General features: G+C 39.9%; 14 protein-coding genes. 7 read left to right on the top strand and 7 right to left on the bottom strand.

Annotated elements, in window-relative coordinates; translation table 11 throughout:
- Positions 1 to 12 precede the first annotated feature (12 nt).
- The 3 genes from CWB60_RS09645 to CWB60_RS09635 all read right to left on the bottom strand — a co-directional run bounded on the left by CWB60_RS09645 (position 13) and on the right by CWB60_RS09635 (position 3,153).
- Positions 13 to 1,071 carry an alcohol dehydrogenase family protein gene (locus CWB60_RS09645; protein WP_138579870.1) on the bottom strand — a complete coding sequence of 353 codons (1,059 nt, stop codon included), beginning with the start codon at positions 1,069 to 1,071 and terminating at the stop codon, positions 13 to 15.
- 11 nt (positions 1,072 to 1,082) lie between these two features.
- The gene (locus tag CWB60_RS09640; RefSeq protein WP_039972541.1) at positions 1,083 to 1,589 is read right to left on the bottom strand and encodes a TetR/AcrR family transcriptional regulator; all 507 of its coding nucleotides are present in this window, start codon (positions 1,587 to 1,589) and stop codon (positions 1,083 to 1,085) included.
- Positions 1,590 to 2,157: 568 nt separating this feature from the next.
- The gene (locus CWB60_RS09635; protein WP_138576750.1) at positions 2,158 to 3,153 is read right to left on the bottom strand and encodes a transposase; all 996 of its coding nucleotides are present in this window, start codon (positions 3,151 to 3,153) and stop codon (positions 2,158 to 2,160) included.
- A 282-nt stretch (positions 3,154 to 3,435) separates the two neighbouring features.
- Between CWB60_RS09635 and CWB60_RS09630 the strand changes: the two genes are divergently transcribed.
- Entirely contained in the window at positions 3,436 to 5,343 is a 1,908-nt protein-coding gene (locus CWB60_RS09630; RefSeq protein WP_138576748.1) for a tetratricopeptide repeat-containing diguanylate cyclase, read from the top strand.
- A 10-nt stretch (positions 5,344 to 5,353) separates the two neighbouring features.
- Here CWB60_RS09630 and CWB60_RS09625 read toward each other — a convergent pair whose 3' ends face one another.
- The 3 genes from CWB60_RS09625 to CWB60_RS09615 form a co-directional block, all read right to left on the bottom strand.
- Positions 5,354 to 5,572, bottom strand: coding sequence for a DUF6500 family protein (locus CWB60_RS09625; RefSeq protein ID WP_138576746.1), 219 nt, complete (start codon positions 5,570 to 5,572; stop codon positions 5,354 to 5,356).
- Positions 5,573 to 5,598: 26 nt separating this feature from the next.
- Positions 5,599 to 5,856, bottom strand: coding sequence for a hypothetical protein (locus CWB60_RS09620; RefSeq protein ID WP_138576744.1), 258 nt, complete (start codon positions 5,854 to 5,856; stop codon positions 5,599 to 5,601).
- Between the two features lie 68 nt (positions 5,857 to 5,924).
- Positions 5,925 to 6,164, bottom strand: a complete 240-nt coding sequence (locus CWB60_RS09615) for a hypothetical protein (protein ID WP_138576742.1) — start codon at positions 6,162 to 6,164, stop codon at positions 5,925 to 5,927.
- Positions 6,165 to 6,480: 316 nt separating this feature from the next.
- On the opposite strand from CWB60_RS09615, the gene CWB60_RS09610 reads away from it, so the two are divergent.
- Entirely contained in the window at positions 6,481 to 6,906 is a 426-nt protein-coding gene (locus tag CWB60_RS09610) for a hemerythrin domain-containing protein (RefSeq protein WP_138576740.1), read from the top strand.
- 85 nt (positions 6,907 to 6,991) lie between these two features.
- Here CWB60_RS09610 and CWB60_RS09605 read toward each other — a convergent pair whose 3' ends face one another.
- Positions 6,992 to 7,405 (bottom strand): hypothetical protein, encoded by a 414-nt coding sequence (locus CWB60_RS09605; RefSeq protein ID WP_138576738.1) that lies wholly within the window; start codon positions 7,403 to 7,405, stop codon positions 6,992 to 6,994.
- Between the two features lie 347 nt (positions 7,406 to 7,752).
- On the opposite strand from CWB60_RS09605, the gene CWB60_RS09600 reads away from it, so the two are divergent.
- The 5 genes from CWB60_RS09600 to CWB60_RS09580 are packed head-to-tail and all read left to right on the top strand — an operon-like array spanning position 7,753 to position 16,102.
- A complete protein-coding gene (locus CWB60_RS09600; protein ID WP_138576736.1) occupies positions 7,753 to 10,107 on the top strand; it encodes a TonB-dependent receptor in 2,355 nt (784 codons plus the stop codon).
- An 18-nt stretch (positions 10,108 to 10,125) separates the two neighbouring features.
- Complete coding sequence (locus tag CWB60_RS09595) at positions 10,126 to 12,279, top strand: dihydrolipoyl dehydrogenase family protein (RefSeq protein ID WP_058549945.1); 2,154 nt, start codon at positions 10,126 to 10,128, stop codon at positions 12,277 to 12,279.
- 1 nt (position 12,280) lies between these two features.
- Positions 12,281 to 13,087, top strand: a complete 807-nt coding sequence (locus tag CWB60_RS09590) for a DUF547 domain-containing protein (RefSeq protein WP_138576734.1) — start codon at positions 12,281 to 12,283, stop codon at positions 13,085 to 13,087.
- Entirely contained in the window at positions 13,074 to 14,351 is a 1,278-nt protein-coding gene (locus CWB60_RS09585) for an ABC transporter substrate-binding protein (protein WP_104643948.1), read from the top strand. Before CWB60_RS09590 ends, CWB60_RS09585 begins: the two co-directional genes overlap by 14 nt.
- Positions 14,348 to 16,102, top strand: coding sequence for an ABC transporter permease (locus tag CWB60_RS09580; protein ID WP_138576732.1), 1,755 nt, complete (start codon positions 14,348 to 14,350; stop codon positions 16,100 to 16,102). The genes CWB60_RS09585 and CWB60_RS09580 overlap by 4 nt, the downstream gene beginning before the upstream one ends.
- The last annotated feature ends 20 nt before the right edge of the window (positions 16,103 to 16,122 follow it).

Raw genomic sequence — 16,122 nt, 5'->3', positions numbered from 1 at the left:
TTGTTTAACGCGTTATTCGCTATGGGGGATAGTGAGTACAATTTTTCCTACGTGTTGTTTTTGTGCAAACACTTTTTGCGCTGTAACAATTTCGCTCAGTGGGAATGTTTGCGCCACAATAGGCTTTATTTTTTCTTGTTCAATAAAGTTAACTAAGCTTTTAAATACCTCAGGCTCTATAACTGTACAGCCAAAAAAAGTTAAATCTTTTAAGTACAAAGTACGTATATCAAGCTCGACTAATGCCCCGCCAATAGCGCCCGACACCGCATAACGCCCCTTTGGTTTTAATACCTCCAGCAGTGCAGGCCATTGCTCGCCGGCAACAAGGTCAATGACTACATCAACACTGTTTTTACCTAAGGCTTGAATTAAATCATCTTCACGAAATATAACTTTATCAGCACCTAACTCTTTGAGCTGCTGCGCCTTACTTTTACTCGTAATGGCAATAACAAAAGCGCCACGTGCTTTAGCTAATTGCACCGCCGCTGAACCAACACCACCAGAAGCGCCTGTAATTAAAACGGTTTGCCCTTGCTGTGGGTTTGAGCGAAATAGCATGTTTTCGGCCGTAGAATATGAGCACGGAAAAGAGGCCAGCTCTTCATCACTATAGTTACTATTAATTTTATAAGCGTGAATAGAGTCAACGCGGGTAAACTGTGCAAAGCCACCATCGCACTCAGAGCCAAAATACCATGGCGATTTAAGCTTTTCGCCATTAGCTTTAATTAAACATGGCTCAACAATAACGCGCTCACCAATACGGCTTTGATCTACGTTTTTACCAACAGCCACAATTACGCCGCATACATCTGCCCCTTGAATACGAGGAAAAACAAACGCATCACCAGACCAACTTGCATCGTCTTTACTGCTTTGTTTTTTAGCGTACCACGCCGTGCGGGTATTAAGATCTGTGTTATTAACACCTGCCGCCATGACTTTTATAAGTACATCTGTTTGTGCAAGCGCTGGCAACGGTAAGTTAGTTGCATACTTTAATACATCAAAATCGCCATGCTCGGTAAGCTGTACAGCGTGCATTGTGCTAGGTAAATTTGCCATTGGTTGCTCCATTATATTAATTTAAGAATACTGTTTTTTGCTGATGTAACCGCCTCATCGCCCATAACTGGCCATGCACTCGACACTCCCTCGTGCAGCAAAAACAAGCTACTAGCCAACGATGAATTTAAACCTTGCTCACCTAGCAGTTTTTTTACGTCATTTTTATGTGTTTGCACCGCAAGGCTAATAGCTTCATCTTCAGGAAACGCCGACAACGCATTAATAGATAAACAGCCATTAGGCGCAAATTGCACCATCCACGCTTTTAGTTGATCAAACATGTGCAAAACCGCCTCAACTCCCGGAGCAGGTGCATCTTTAAGTAAAAAATTAATATAGCGATTATGGCGGTACTCAAGCGCAGCAATGATCATTGCCTGCTTTGACGGGTAATATTTATAAAGGGTGCGCAAACTAACGCCACTGAGTTTTTGCAGCTTAGCCACACTAGGCTCAGCAAAACCATGTTGACTAAAGGCCACCTCAAGCGCAGCAGCTATATCTTGTTTTAGCATAGTGTTTAACTCATGTAGAATGAATACTCTACCCAATATGGTAGAGCATTCATTCTATATGTCAACCAATACAGATTTATACAAAATAATAACTATGACACCCATTATTAATTAACAGGCTAGGAAACCCCTAGAGCCCAAAATATATGAGGATAGTGATAGATATGGCATCCCTTTAATCTTTCTTAGTCATAATAAAGCTATACTATGACACCCAATCTAATTATTTATAAATTAACAATGTAGTAAGAAATATATGGTTAGATTTATATGTTGATTTGAGATGTTGAGTGGTAATGGAGATGTTTGAGTTTATAAACTTAAGCTTTTTATCATAATCTTATCAAAATAATAATTTTGACACCCAATCTAATTATTTATAAATTAACAATGTGGTAAGAAATATTTGGTTGGATTTATATGTTGATTTGAGATGTTGAGTGGTAATGGAGATGTTTAAGTTTATATACTTAAGCTTTTTATCATAATCTTATGGCAGTTTAGAAACTTCAGGCACAATAAAAGCTCAGCAAAGCTAAGTGACATACTATTTATATAGTGGGTTTTATTAGGCTAATAATTTTTTACTGTTTGAATAGCTAGGCCTTCGCTTAATAGCTTGATGTTTACAATAGCTATCTAATGAGCTTACACGCCCCACCGCTCCATGAAAAACATTGCCAAATTCGGTTGTAAGTTTTAACCAGTTCTCTGGCGCTATATTCAAACGTATCAATAATTCAGGTGTTGAATGCGTAATAAAGCCTATTTTATCAGCGCGAATGCATCGACCTGTTAATTCAACTAACTCTAAATACGTTTTTAATTCGAATGGTAAACCTTTTGGCATGTATTTTTTAGGCTTTCCTGCAAAGCGTAATAACTGTTTTGGCTGCTTAACTTTTAACGCCTGGTTGCTTTTAAGTGCAATTGATTTTATGCGTTGTTTTACGCTCGTAAAGTGCGAACCCTCAGGTGTTTCAGCCGCTTTGGCGCGTATTGGATTTAAATCTACATATGCCATGCACGCCAACAAAGCAGCTTCATCTAGTAACGCTTGAGATTTAAATCGCCCTTCCCAAAATCGCCCTGTGCAGCCATCTTCTTTGTTAGCTCGCCTTGCAATATTTTCGTTCAATGCTCGCATAAACCAGCTAATACTACTTAACCGTTCTCGATACTGCTTTATGCTCTCATTTAAAAACCAATGTTCCGTAGCCGATAACTTCTCACCGCGTATAAATTTATGCGTGATAGCGGTGCCTTTAAAAAGCTTATGCCAACGAATTGCTATTGCTTTGTCGCTTAACCTATTAGCTTTTTTATCATCTACATACAACACAATATGTGTATGATTACTCATAACTGCGTATGCACAAACATCTATACAAAATACCTTTGCAAGGCTGATAAGCTTATCCTCTACCCACCCTCTTCTATGCGCGTAATTTTGCCCTGTAAAAGGGTCTTCACCACACAAATATGCCCGGCGAACACAGCGTGAAATACAGTGATAATATTTTGTATCTGCCAAACTTATTTGGCGCTTACGAGCAATAGCCATAACACAACCCTGTTTATTATTTAAGCTAAAGCGTAGTCCGAGCTTGTGTTTTATACAACTATTATAATGGGTGTCATTATTATTTGTGTTTTGATGGGTGTCATAATTAAGTTTTAGATGGGTGTCATCATTATTTTAATAATGCTTTTCGTACTTATTTACTAGAAATTGAACTTTCAAAAGGATGTGGTGGTGTATTCCCAATAAAGTATTAACTTGTTATTTACAAGCAATGCTATAGTTAGTTATATCGTTTTGGGTGTTGATTCAGTAAAAAAATAAATGACGAACAATATAATAATAAAAATCAATATAGTGTGGTTTCGCTTTTTTGTGCTCCTGTTATTTTTACTAACAAGTAGTGCTACATTTGCCAATAGCTCTTCACTAACTTCATCTGATATAAAATCAATCCAAAGCCTGCTTAGTGATATTAAAGCCAACAAGCTAGATTACCTTTTACACCAAGAACAACTAACCCACGCTTATAATGTCACTAAACATACAAAGCATAAACAGTTGCACCTTGAAGCGGCTGCCTTATATTCAGAACTACTTTTTCGACAAGAACAATACACCGCGCTAAGTACCCATTTGCTAATGTATTTAAAGAGTACTGAGCTTGTAACATATAAAAACAGTCACCTACTATTTTTAGAGGCTCAGCTTAAGCTTTTCGCAATTAACAAAGAGCTAAGTAATGCGCAATCGCTTGCTAATCAACTGCAAACGCAGCTAAAACAGCTCTCTCCTAACGAACAAATCATTGTTTTTCGGGCTATAGCCTATTACTACACCGAAACCGACGAACTTAAAAAAACGCTAAGTGCGGCGTTAACAGGCTTAGAACTTGCTATAAAAGAAGAAGACATAGCCTCGCAGGGCTACTTTTTTAGAAAAATTGCCGACGCTTACAACTACCTCTACAAAGATGATAAAGAAAAAGCCATTTATTATGCCCAAAAAGCGGTAGATGCTTACGAGCAAACAAGCGACGGCCTATTTACGGCAAAAGCTTATTGGAGTTTAGGAAACGTATTACTTGAGGTCGGTCAGCCTAAAAACGCGCTTGTATACTTAAATAAAGCGCTGGCTTATTTTAGCAAAGTCAAAATGAAAAAAGGTTTAGCCTTCGCTCAATATTCTATTGCAAATATTCAATACCTGCAGGGTAATTACGACACGGCTTTAATGCTTGTAAACAAAAACATTGCACTTGCAAGCTCAGCCGGCATTAATGACATGCATTTAGCATCAATGATTTTATTATCAGACATCTACACAAAGCAAAATTTATTAAATAAAGCCAACCAAGTAAACGACGAAGTATTTTTAAACCTAGATAAATTTAGCCGCAGCATTTATAAGGCTGATTTTTTAAGCAAACGCTATAAATTAAAGCGCCAGCTTAACTTCACCGAAGATGCATTTAAAGCAATTGAAGATGAGCTTGCTTATACAATAAAACACTACGAAGCCACCAGCGAAACCAATATAAAAACCTTACAAGTTAAATTTGAAGTAAAAGAAAAAGAAGACAAAATTTTACAGCTAGAATACGAAAAAGACATAAACAAACTGCAGGCATCAGAAGAACACCAGCAAAAAATAATTTGGCGCTTAAGTGCATCAATTGCCTTTATTTTAGTCATCGTGTCGCTATTTTTATTTTACCGCCAAATGCGCCAACGTAAAAAATACCATGCTATAGCATTAACCGACTACCTAACTAACAGCTTAAATCGGCGTGGCATTTTGCAAAAAGCAAATGAGTGTTTATCCCAGCAGAGCCTAGCAATAGCCATCGTCGATTTAGATTACTTTAAAGCTATTAACGACAAATTTGGCCACGATATAGGAGATTTAGTACTTATAAAATTTGCTCAAGCAGCAAAAGACACACTAAGTACTAACGATAAGTTTGGGCGCTATGGCGGCGAAGAGTGGCTATTTGTTTTAAAAACGCAAAATCGCGATAAAATAAACAACTTTTTTGAAAGTCTTGAAAATAAGTTAGCGCAGTACTGTAGTCATATTGAGGCATTGCCAAGTAAAACACACGTTACCTTTAGTGCTGGCGTGGCAATAAGTGATGCTAAAAGCGACTCACTTAGCGAGCTAATTAAACGTGCAGACCAACAACTCTATAAAGCAAAAGAAAATGGCAGAAACCAAATAGCAATCGCGTAAATATACGTTATTAGTCACCTTCAATAATCATTTTTTTTATTTTTATCGCTTTTTCAAAGTGATCTAACTTATGGGTGTGTATCCACCACGTAGCGGCTTGCAACAGCAGCTCAGGATTGTCGTTTTTATTTGCAAAAAAAGCGTAAAAAGAAAGGCCTACGTTTTCGCCTTTGGCTGCTATTTTTTTATCGCATACAGCTATAATTTTTGCTTTTAGTTCTTCCTGCATACATACCTTATTTAATTGTATTTTAATTATCTAAATATACCGTTTAAAAAACTAACTATTAGCTGTAAAAGACTTCTATCAACAAAACTATGATCCTCAAACTCTTTATTAGGCGTATTTACTTTTGTAGCTTTACATTCTTTATCTAGCGGCTCATTTTTATGTATATTGGTTTCATAAGCTATATCAGCTTGCTCCATACATTGTGCAGAGCCCGCATAAGGCTTTGCCACACAGCCAGTTAAAAATATACACAATGAAAATACAATTAAAAACGCTTTCATATTCAATCCTATTTTACGCACCCTTGTGCTTTAAATTATAGCTGTAAGTTTGCTTACTTAGTCGGCTATTAAAACAAGTAGATCAATAAAAACACACCAACTTCATCAAAAAAAGTGTCGCCTTTAGCATCCTTTTTTATTTGAGCGCTTACACATTCATTGTAAACCTCTGAGCTTGTTTTAGCGCCATTTAGCTCAGTCATTTCTGCCTCTTGTATGCATACACGTCGTTCAGAATGCACGGCTGTACTACATGCACTTAATAACGCGCACAGTAATAATGCTGTAGTGGGGCTTTTTAAGTTCATCCTTAAACTATCCTAATATCTAAAGTTTTATAAAAATATAGGTAAGGCAAGTATGTACAACTTGTACCTAAATAATGCGCTACTTTACCATCTCAATAAAATACCCAACCAGTAAAAATATGTAAGCTTATGTAGCGTCAAAAGCAATCACCTCTTTTAATCTGAAAAAATTGCAGCTGTTTATGTGTAAAAGTTACAGAGCAACTCCATCCAAACCAGCCAAAAGTACATTAAAGTCAATTATATCAACATATTAAGATTTGGCACTGCGCTTGCTTTTAAAAGTTTATAAAGCAATTACAGCAAGGAAAGAGTTATGAATATTTTTGAAGCGCTACGTCACGACCACGATAAACAACGCGAGTTAGTAGATGCCCTTATTCAAACGCACGGCGATACGCAGCAGCGCCACAAGCTAATGGGCGAGCTAAAAACCGAATTAGAAGATCACGCAAAATTTGAAGAGCGTTATTTTTATAACCCACTTATGTTTGACGATCTAACGCACGAAAAAGCACGCCACAGCGTTGCTGAGCACCATGAAATTGACGAATTAATTGAACAACTTGAAGACACCGAAATGAGCTCATCGGCATGGTTAGTTGCTGCTAAAAAATTGCACCATTTAGTGCATCATCATTTAAGTGAAGAAGAACATGAAGTATTTCAATTAGCGGGTAAAGCCCTAACCGAAGGACAAAAAGAAAGCCTAGCTAAACAGTATAACGATGCCATGCATTAGTTATTAATTAAACCGACTTCCATACACTCCCTTGTGTACTTATTGGTTATAAGCCGTATGGCTTATAACCATTTTTTTTGCTGCGCTACTTAATGGTAAATTTAACGTCTTGCTCGCGTAACACATACAGTGCAAAACACGCTGCCCACATTGGCCACGCTGTAAAAAACAATAAGTTATTAAAGCCATCAATATACTGATTATAAGATGAAAGCGTAGAAAGGCCGTGCATTACAAATATAACGCCATAAGTAAGGCGCTTTTTAATACCCGCTAAAAAAGCCAACACTAAAATAAGCTGTAACGCCCCCAGTACATAAGCAACCACATCTGTAGAGCCGCCAATACCATAAAAATGCTCAAAAATTCGTGCGCTATGCCCAGGGTTAACAAACTTATCAAACGTCCACATAATCATTACAATAAACACGCCTAGGCGTAGCGAAAAAAGCGACCACTGCAAACGATTTTGAAAGTCAGTACCTGTTGTACCAGTCATAAAATTTCCTTAAAACTAAATAATTTAATGTTGAAACTAGCAAGACCGCTCAACACATATTTTATTTCATCTTAATGTATAATTTTTTAATAAATTCGGTGCCCTGCTTTTGGTTTGTTTGCGTATAAAACCGCTATTTATAAATTAAGACCTATTATGGCAATAACTAACTACAGTATTTGTAAAACAAAAACATAGTGGCTAAAACTGAATAACGCTTTTGAGCAATGTGCTAAACTTTTAACGTTTCATTCTAAAAAACAAAAAGAATTAATATTTACTGAAAGTTATTCACAAAGCTGCAGGTCTTTATTGCCACATTCACACTAACCAAAATGAGAACCCTTTTGAAACATTCATATTTGGCACTTTTTATAGCCGCTTCACTCACACCTAATTTTTATGCTCATGCGGCACAATCTACAGCTAATACCGACTCAATTGAACGTATTGAAGTAGCAGGCCAAACGATTAAATCTCAAGGGCTTTCTGTAAAAGATGCCACTATTAACGGCCCCTTCGGCGACAACCTTGCACTGCAAGACATAGCACGCTCAGTAACGCCTATTTCAAGCGAGTTGATAGAGCAACTAAATATTACTACCCTACAAGACGTACTAGCCGTAAGCCCAAACACATACTCTGCAAGTGGCTTTGGTGCACCCAGCTTACCTACTATTCGTGGCCAACTGGGTGAGCTTTTTCAAGATGGTACACGCCGCCAAGCAGGTAATAATGGCTTTGGCGTGCCGTTATCGTTCAACTCTATAGAACAAATAGACGTAGTAAAAGGCGCACCGCCGGTTTTATTTGGTTCAAGCCAACGTAACGGTGGTTTTGTAAATTTACACTCAAAGACTGCTTCTACAGATGAAAGTAAAGGTAAAGTTAAGATCTCAGCGGGGCGATGGGATCAATACAGTGCCCAAGTAGATTACACTGCCCCCATTATAAAAGATAAAGTGGGCCTTAGAGTAAGTTACGAGCACCTTGATGAAGGCAGCTACTACGATTACTCAGGCACTAAAAGCGACAGTTTATTTGCTGCGCTTAGAATTTTGCCGGATGATAAAAGCAGTTGGGATATTAACTTTGAGCTATACCAAGTTGAATTTACCGACAACGCAGGTATTAACCGCCCTACCCAAGCCTTAATTGATGATGGCCTTTATATTACTGGCCAAGGCGTGCAAGCCAATGGCAGTACCGTACCAGCAGCGGGTTCAATTGTTTCGCCTACTGGGCAAGTAAAAATAGATCGTAGCACCGTACTTACCGACCCTGATAACCAAAACGAAGCAACCACTTATTTAATTCACAGCATTTATAAGCGCGAGCTAAGTGCTAATGCCTCACTTAAAAACATTACATACTTTCAGCATTTACAGCATGAAGAAATAGCCCAAAACAGTTTTGTAGAAATTATAGACGGCGCCGATACAGCACAAAACCGTACTGAGCTTACTTACCGTTGGAATAGCGACCAACAAACAATTTTTGCTTTTGACGTACGCTACAACAAAGTACTTGGCTACAGCCAATTTACTACCGAGGCCGATTTACCTATTGATTTAACTGGCCCACTTTCAAACCGCCGCATTCCCTTAACCGATGCACAAAAAGCACGTTTAGTAGAGCTAAGACCAGGTGTATTTGTATCGCCTGGTGGTCAATACGATTTAGATAACGATGGCAGCGGTGACTTTAACTTATCAGACACCACCGACTCACGCTCATGGCAAACCGGGCTTGCTATTCAGCAAGACTCTGATTGGGGCGATAAACTTCATACCAGTGTGGGTTACCGCGTTGACTTTTACGATGTAGAAGCAAACGACCCTATTGCACCACAAGGTCAAGTTGCCGCAAGCGACAGCATTAACGAAACCCTTCATTCAGGCCAAGTTAGCTTTAATTACAAATTAAATAGTGATTACACCACCTATGGTGCAGCAAGTTATAACGAAGCCACATCAAACAGTATGGCTGGCGGCACATCGCTTGGCGGCGATAACACAATTAGCGCACAAAATTTTGCTACCGAAAACACCTTAGTTGAGTTTGGCTTAAAGTACGCCCCAACCGACAGAGACTGGTACGCTGATGGCGCGGTATTTAGCCAGCGCCGTAGTTTACGTAATCGCGACGGCAGCAATACAGGTATTCGTACCACAGGTTTTGAAAGCCAAGTATTTTACGATGCTTACCCATATTGGCTAAGTGCGGGCTACAGCTACATAGATGCTCGCTACGACAACTCTGCAAGCAGTCAAGATTCTGCTCAAGTAATCGATGCATTTGATAATTCGCGCCCAGATATTATTGCAGGTACGGGCGTTGGCGCGCCAAGTTTTACCGCATTTGCACCTTCAAACCGCCAAGTTCAGGGCATTCCTGAGCAATCATTCAGTTTTAATGGAAATTATTCAATTAATTCGAAATGGCAAACGGGTTTTTCAGGTCTATATACAAAGAGTTACCCATTAGACTTTTTGGCAACAGTTAAAATTCGTGATCAATACACGTTAAACGTTAATACTAGCTATGCTTTTACGCCTAGTACTAAGTTGCGATTAGATGTAAACAACGTCACTAATCAAAAAAACTGGCGCCCAGTATTTGAAGGTGGTTATTTTGGCGCAACATTGGCATTTCCTGAATTGCCGATAAACGCAAAATTAACACTAACCCATAATTTTTAGAGCGGTTTGAGAGAGAACATGATTAAAAAACTATTTTTGGTATTGATTGCAGCAGCGGCTATAGGCTTGTTCTTTCACTTTAATTTACACCAGTTACTTACGCTTGAAGGCTTAAAAGGGTCGATGGATCAATTTAGCCAATATAAAGAGCAATCACCATTGTTGGTTTTTGGTGGCTTCTTTTTATTATACGTAGTGGTAACGGCTCTCTCATTACCGGGGGCGGCTATATTAACACTGGCCGCAGGTGCATTATTTGGCTTAGTTGAAGGCTTATTAGTTGCCTCGTTTGCCTCTACTGTAGGTGCTACGCTTGCCTTTTTAGTATCGCGTTACTTACTGCGCGATACAATTAAACAACGTTTTCCTGAGCGCTTAGACGCTATTGACGCGGGCGTTGAAAAAGAAGGTGGCTTTTACTTATTTACGCTTAGATTAGTGCCCGTATTTCCGTTCTTTTTAATTAACTTATTGATGGGTGTTACCTCAATTAAAGCATGGACCTTTTACTGGGTAAGCCAAATAGGCATGCTGGCGGGTACATTTGTATTTGTAAACGCAGGTACGCAACTTGCGCAAATTGAGAGCTTATCAGGCATTTTATCGTTAGATCTTATTTTATCGTTCGCTTTATTGGGTGTGTTCCCATTCATTGCTAAAGGAATCCTAAACGTGTTTAAAAAACGTCGCGTATACAAAAATTACACTAAACCTAAAAAGTTCGACCGCAACATGATTGTTATTGGCGCAGGTGCTGGCGGCTTAGTTACAAGTTACATTGCAGCAGCAGTTAAAGCCAAAGTAACCCTAATTGAAGCCGGCGAAATGGGCGGCGATTGTTTAAACTACGGGTGTGTGCCAAGTAAAGCCGTTATTAAAAGCGCTAAAATTGCTGAGCAAATTCGCCACGGTGAACACTACGGCTTAGAAAACGCAACACCGCAGTTTTCGTTTAAAAAAGTAATGGCACGAGTACACCAAGTAATTGCCGACGTAGCACCACACGACAGCGTTGAGCGCTACACAAACCTAGGCGTAGATGTTGTAAAAGGCTACGGTAAATTATTAGACCCGTGGACTGTAGAAATTAAGCTTAACGATGGCGGCACACAAACATTAACAGCCCGTACTATTGTTATTGCCACTGGCGCACGCCCATTTGTACCGCCACTTCCTGGTATTGAAGAAACTGGCTATGTAACAAGCGATACGTTATGGACTAAATTTGCTGAGCTTGAAGAAGCCCCTAAAAAGCTTGTTGTACTTGGCGGTGGACCAATTGGTAGTGAACTTGCACAAAGCTTTGCACGCTTAGGCTCAAATGTTACGCAAATTGAGATGAGCGAACGCATCATGATCAAAGAGGACCTAGAGGTGTCTAAATTTGCACATGAAGCGCTAACCGAAAGCGGCGTAAACATTTTAACCTCGCATCAGGCACTACGCTGTGAAGAACGCGATGGCAAAAAGTTCATTGTGGTAAAACATAATGATACCGAAATCGATATTGAATACGATGAGCTACTATGTGCTGTGGGCCGAAGCGCTCGCCTTAAAGGTTACGGCCTTGAAGAACTCGGTATTGAAACTAATCGCACTGTAGTCACTAACGAATACTTAGAAACGCTATACCCAAATATTTTTGCCGCTGGCGATATTGTAGGTCCGTATCAGTTTACGCACGTAGCCGCTCATCAGGGTTGGTACGCAGCAGTAAATGGCTTATTTGGTAATCTTAAAAAGTTTAAAGTAGATTACCGTGTTATTCCGTGGACTACGTTTATTGACCCAGAAGTAGCACGTGTTGGCTTAAACGAGCAAGACGCTATTGATAAAGGCATTGACTATGAAATCACTCGCTTTGAATTTGAAGAGCTAGACCGCGCCATTACCGACAGCGCCACCAAAGGCTTTATTAAAGTAATTACACCCAAAGGCAAAGACAAAATACTCGGTGTTACTGTGGTTTCTGAGCACGCTGGCGATTTAATAGCAGAGTTTGTACTGGCAATGAAACACGGTTTAGGCCTTAACAAAATACTAGGCACTATTCACAGCTACCCTACTTGGGCTGAAGGTAACAAGTACGCAGCAGGCGAGTGGAAACGCGCTCATGCACCTGAGAAAGTACTTAACATGCTTGAAAAATACCACACATGGCGTAGAGGCTAATATGTTTAAAACACCTTTAAAAGCGCTATTGTTAGGGTCTGCTTTGCTTGCAACATCGTTTGCAAGCAAAGCTCAAAATATGCACGACAGCTGGAATACATTATTAAACAACCATGTTGTAGCTATTAATCATGGCCACAGCACAGAGGTTGATTATTCAGCAATAAAAGCTAAGCACAGCGAGCTTAAAACCTATTTAGATTCGCTATCGGCTGTTACGCAAAATGAGTTTGATACATGGGAAAAACCTAAGCAGCTGGCGTTTTTAATTAACGCATATAACGCCTTTACTGTTGAGCTTATATTAACAAAATACCCAGATATTAAGTCAATTAAAGATTTAGGCAGCTTTTTTAGCTCACCATGGAGCAAAGAGTTTGTGCCATTACTTGGTAAAACTCGCAGCCTTGATGATATAGAGCATGGTTTAATACGTGGCAGTGGTAAATACAACGACCCACGTATTCACTTTGCTGTAAATTGCGCGAGTATTGGTTGCCCTGCACTACGTGAAGAAGCGTATACTGCTGATACATTAGAAGCACAATTACAAGAGCAAACAGTCCGCTTTTTATCAGACATGACTCGTAATATAGTGCAAGATAACACGCTAAGTGTGTCTTCAATATTTAAGTGGTACGGCGATGATTTTGAACAAGGCTTTAAAGGTGCAAATACGCTGCAACAGTTTTTTATGCAATACCCTAAAGCACTAAAACTGATACCCGCTCAGCAAAAAGCGCTTAAAAATAACGACATGAAAGTTAAGTTTTTAGATTACGACTGGGATTTAAATGCTCGCCAATAAATTTTGGCAAACATTATCGCGATACAGCTTTTGCTGTGTCGCGTTTTGCATTTGCCTTGTTATTAGCTTCAAAAGCCTAGCAAGTACACAATTACAAAGCCGGTGGCAGCAAGTTGAAAGCTTAGGCAAAGACCAAAGCGTATATTTTTATGCGTGGGGCGGCGATGCGCAAATAAATGCGTATATTCAATGGGCTGCGCAGCAAGTAAAAGCCAAATACAACATAAACTTAGTACATGTAAAGCTAAGCGATACCAGTGAAGCAGTAAGCCGCGTACTTGCCGAAAAATCAGCAAACAATAACGATAAAGGCAGCGTAGATTTAATTTGGATAAACGGTGCTAACTTTGCCACCATGAGCGAGCACTCATTATTACTTAAACAATGGGCTAATAAGTTGCCTAATTTTAGCTACACCGACCCTAGCAATAATCCCGCTGTTAATTTTGATTTTGGAATACCCACTAATGGAATGGAAGCACCTTGGGGTCAAGCTTCACTCACCTTTTACTACGACAGTTTAGCAATTGACGGCACTGCAAATAACACACTACCAATAACCCTAAACCAATTACTTAGCTGGAGCGCACAAAACCCAGGGCGCTTTAGTTACCCAAAGCCACCTGATTTTTTAGGAATGAGCTTTTTAAAATACGCGCTTGTTATGCTACATCAACAAAGTGATGAAACACTTAAAGCGCAGTTAAATCAGCCTGCTACTGCACAAAACACAGCCCAAGTATTAAACCCATTATGGGACTTTTTAAATAAACTGCACCCAACACTTTGGCGCGATGGCAGCCATTTTATGCAAAGTGGGGCACAAATGCGCCGCTTAGTAGGCGACACAGAGCTAAGCATAGCGTTTACGTTTTCAGCGCCCGAAGTCCCCGCCGCCGTTAAACGTTATGATTTACCAAAAAGCATTCGTAGTTATGCAATGCAAGATGGCAGTTTAAGTAACACCCACTTTGTAGCCATACCTTATAATGCAAGCCATCAGCAAAGTGCGAAATTAGTGGCTAATTTTTTATTAAGTCCAGAGGCGCAAGCTCAAAAACAAAAAGCGCCTATATGGGGCGATAAAAGTGTACTTATTCAGTCAACGCTAACACCACAGCAACAAGCCTTATTTAAAACAACTCAGCCGCATCCAAGCGCGCTGCCTTTGAATAGTATTAAACGCACGCTAAGTGAGCCACACCCAAGCTGGGTAAACGCTATTATGCAAGGTTGGCAAACACGTTTTGGAATAAGCCAATGAGTGTTGTTTCAAATAAGTTAGCAGCAAGCCCAACGCTTAAACCACATAAAAGCGCCGATATGTTTAGTAAATTAGTTAAATTAAGTCCACGCTTTTTACTGGCATTACTAATTTTGCCGGTAATAGGCGGCCTAATTAGCGTGCTACTGCCCGCTTTTGGCTATGCGCCAGTACTTGAGCATACAACACTTGGCCTACATGGCTTTACTATGCTTTTGCAAACACCCGGCCTAACACACATGGTTATGCTAAGTGTTGGCACCGGATTAATAAGTACCTTACTTGCCTTTATCATTACGTTAATGATTTTAGCGGCATTTTTTAATAGCCCGTGGCTTAACCGTATTCAGCGTTTACTGAGCCCAATACTCGTAATACCCCACGCAGCAGCGGCTATTGCGGTTGGTTTTTTAATTGCTCCTTCGGGCATGATCTCGCGTTTAGTATCGCCTTGGTTTAGTGGATGGGAACTTGCGCCTAACGGCATGTTTCCGCATGACTCGTTTGGTATTAGTATAATTTTAGGCTTAACCCTTAAAGAGCTGCCTTTTTTACTGTTAATGGCGCTAGGTGTGCTTGCCCAACCTGAGCTTGGTAAAAAACTGCGCCAACAGCATAAAATAGCGCTTAATTTAGGCTACTGCCCTATGACTGCTTTTTTTAAAGTGATACTGCCAAGCCTTTACCCATTACTGCGCCTACCCATTTTAGCCGTATTGGCTTATGCCAGCGCAAGTGTAGAAATGCCACTTATTCTGGGGCCAAATACACCACCCACCTTGGCAGTCGCTATTATGCACTGGTTTAACGATGTAGATTTAAACCTGCGTATTAAAGCCTCTGCAGGGGCATTATTGCAGCTTGTACTTACTGGTGGTTTACTAGCTCTTTGGCTTGGAGGCGAAAAAACCATAAAAGCATTATTTAGTGATTTACTCACCAATGGCGAGCGAGAATATGGCGGTGTTTATTGGCAAAAAATAACGACCGTATTAACAGTATTTGTAATTGGCTTTATTTTGCTCTCGTTAATTGGCTTAATTATGTGGTCGGTTGCCGGATTTTGGCGTTTTCCGGCGGCACTGCCCGATCAGCTCACGCTACTTCACTTTAAAAGTGCGCTAATGCAAATGCAAAGCCCGCTTTATAATACCCTTGCTATAGGGCTAGTTACTACGTTATTTGCCATTATTATTACCCTTTTGTGCTTAGAGTCAGAGCAGTTAAGTGCAAAACCCATGTCGCGCTTTACCAGCTTAATTATTTATTTACCGTTGCTTGTACCAAGTATTGCGTTTTTATTTGGCCTAGTGTGGCTGCAACAACTAGTAAATAACCAAGCCGCGTTTTTTAATGTGGTATTTACCCATTTATTGTTTGTATTGCCGTATGTGTTTTTATCGCTTGCGAGCAGTTATAGGCGATTAGACCCTCGCTTTGCTCATGTAGCAGCAAGCCTTGGCGCAACACCCTGCAAAGTGTTTTTACAAGTAAAATTACCCCAGTTATTTGCCCCTATTTTAATTGCGGCCGCACTTGGTTTGGCCATTAGTTTTGGCCAATATTTGCCGACTCTTTTAGCCGGTGGCGGGCGCATAGCAACCATCACAACCGAAGCGGTTACCCTTGCAAATGGCGCAAGTAGGCGGACCAGTGCAGTGTATGCCATTATGCAAATGGCATTACCACTAATTGGCTTTATACTGGCGTGGGTTTTACCTAAGTACTTTTTTAAAAGCGCACATCGCTAACCTATAAATTAAAAGGTTTT

The sequence above is a fragment of the Pseudoalteromonas sp. S327 genome, from assembly GCF_005886415.1.
In the GTDB taxonomy this organism is placed as follows: Bacteria; Pseudomonadota; Gammaproteobacteria; order Enterobacterales; family Alteromonadaceae; genus Pseudoalteromonas; species Pseudoalteromonas atlantica.
Note: the sequence above shows the minus strand (reverse complement) of the source record. Positions and strands in the feature narration are given on the sequence as shown.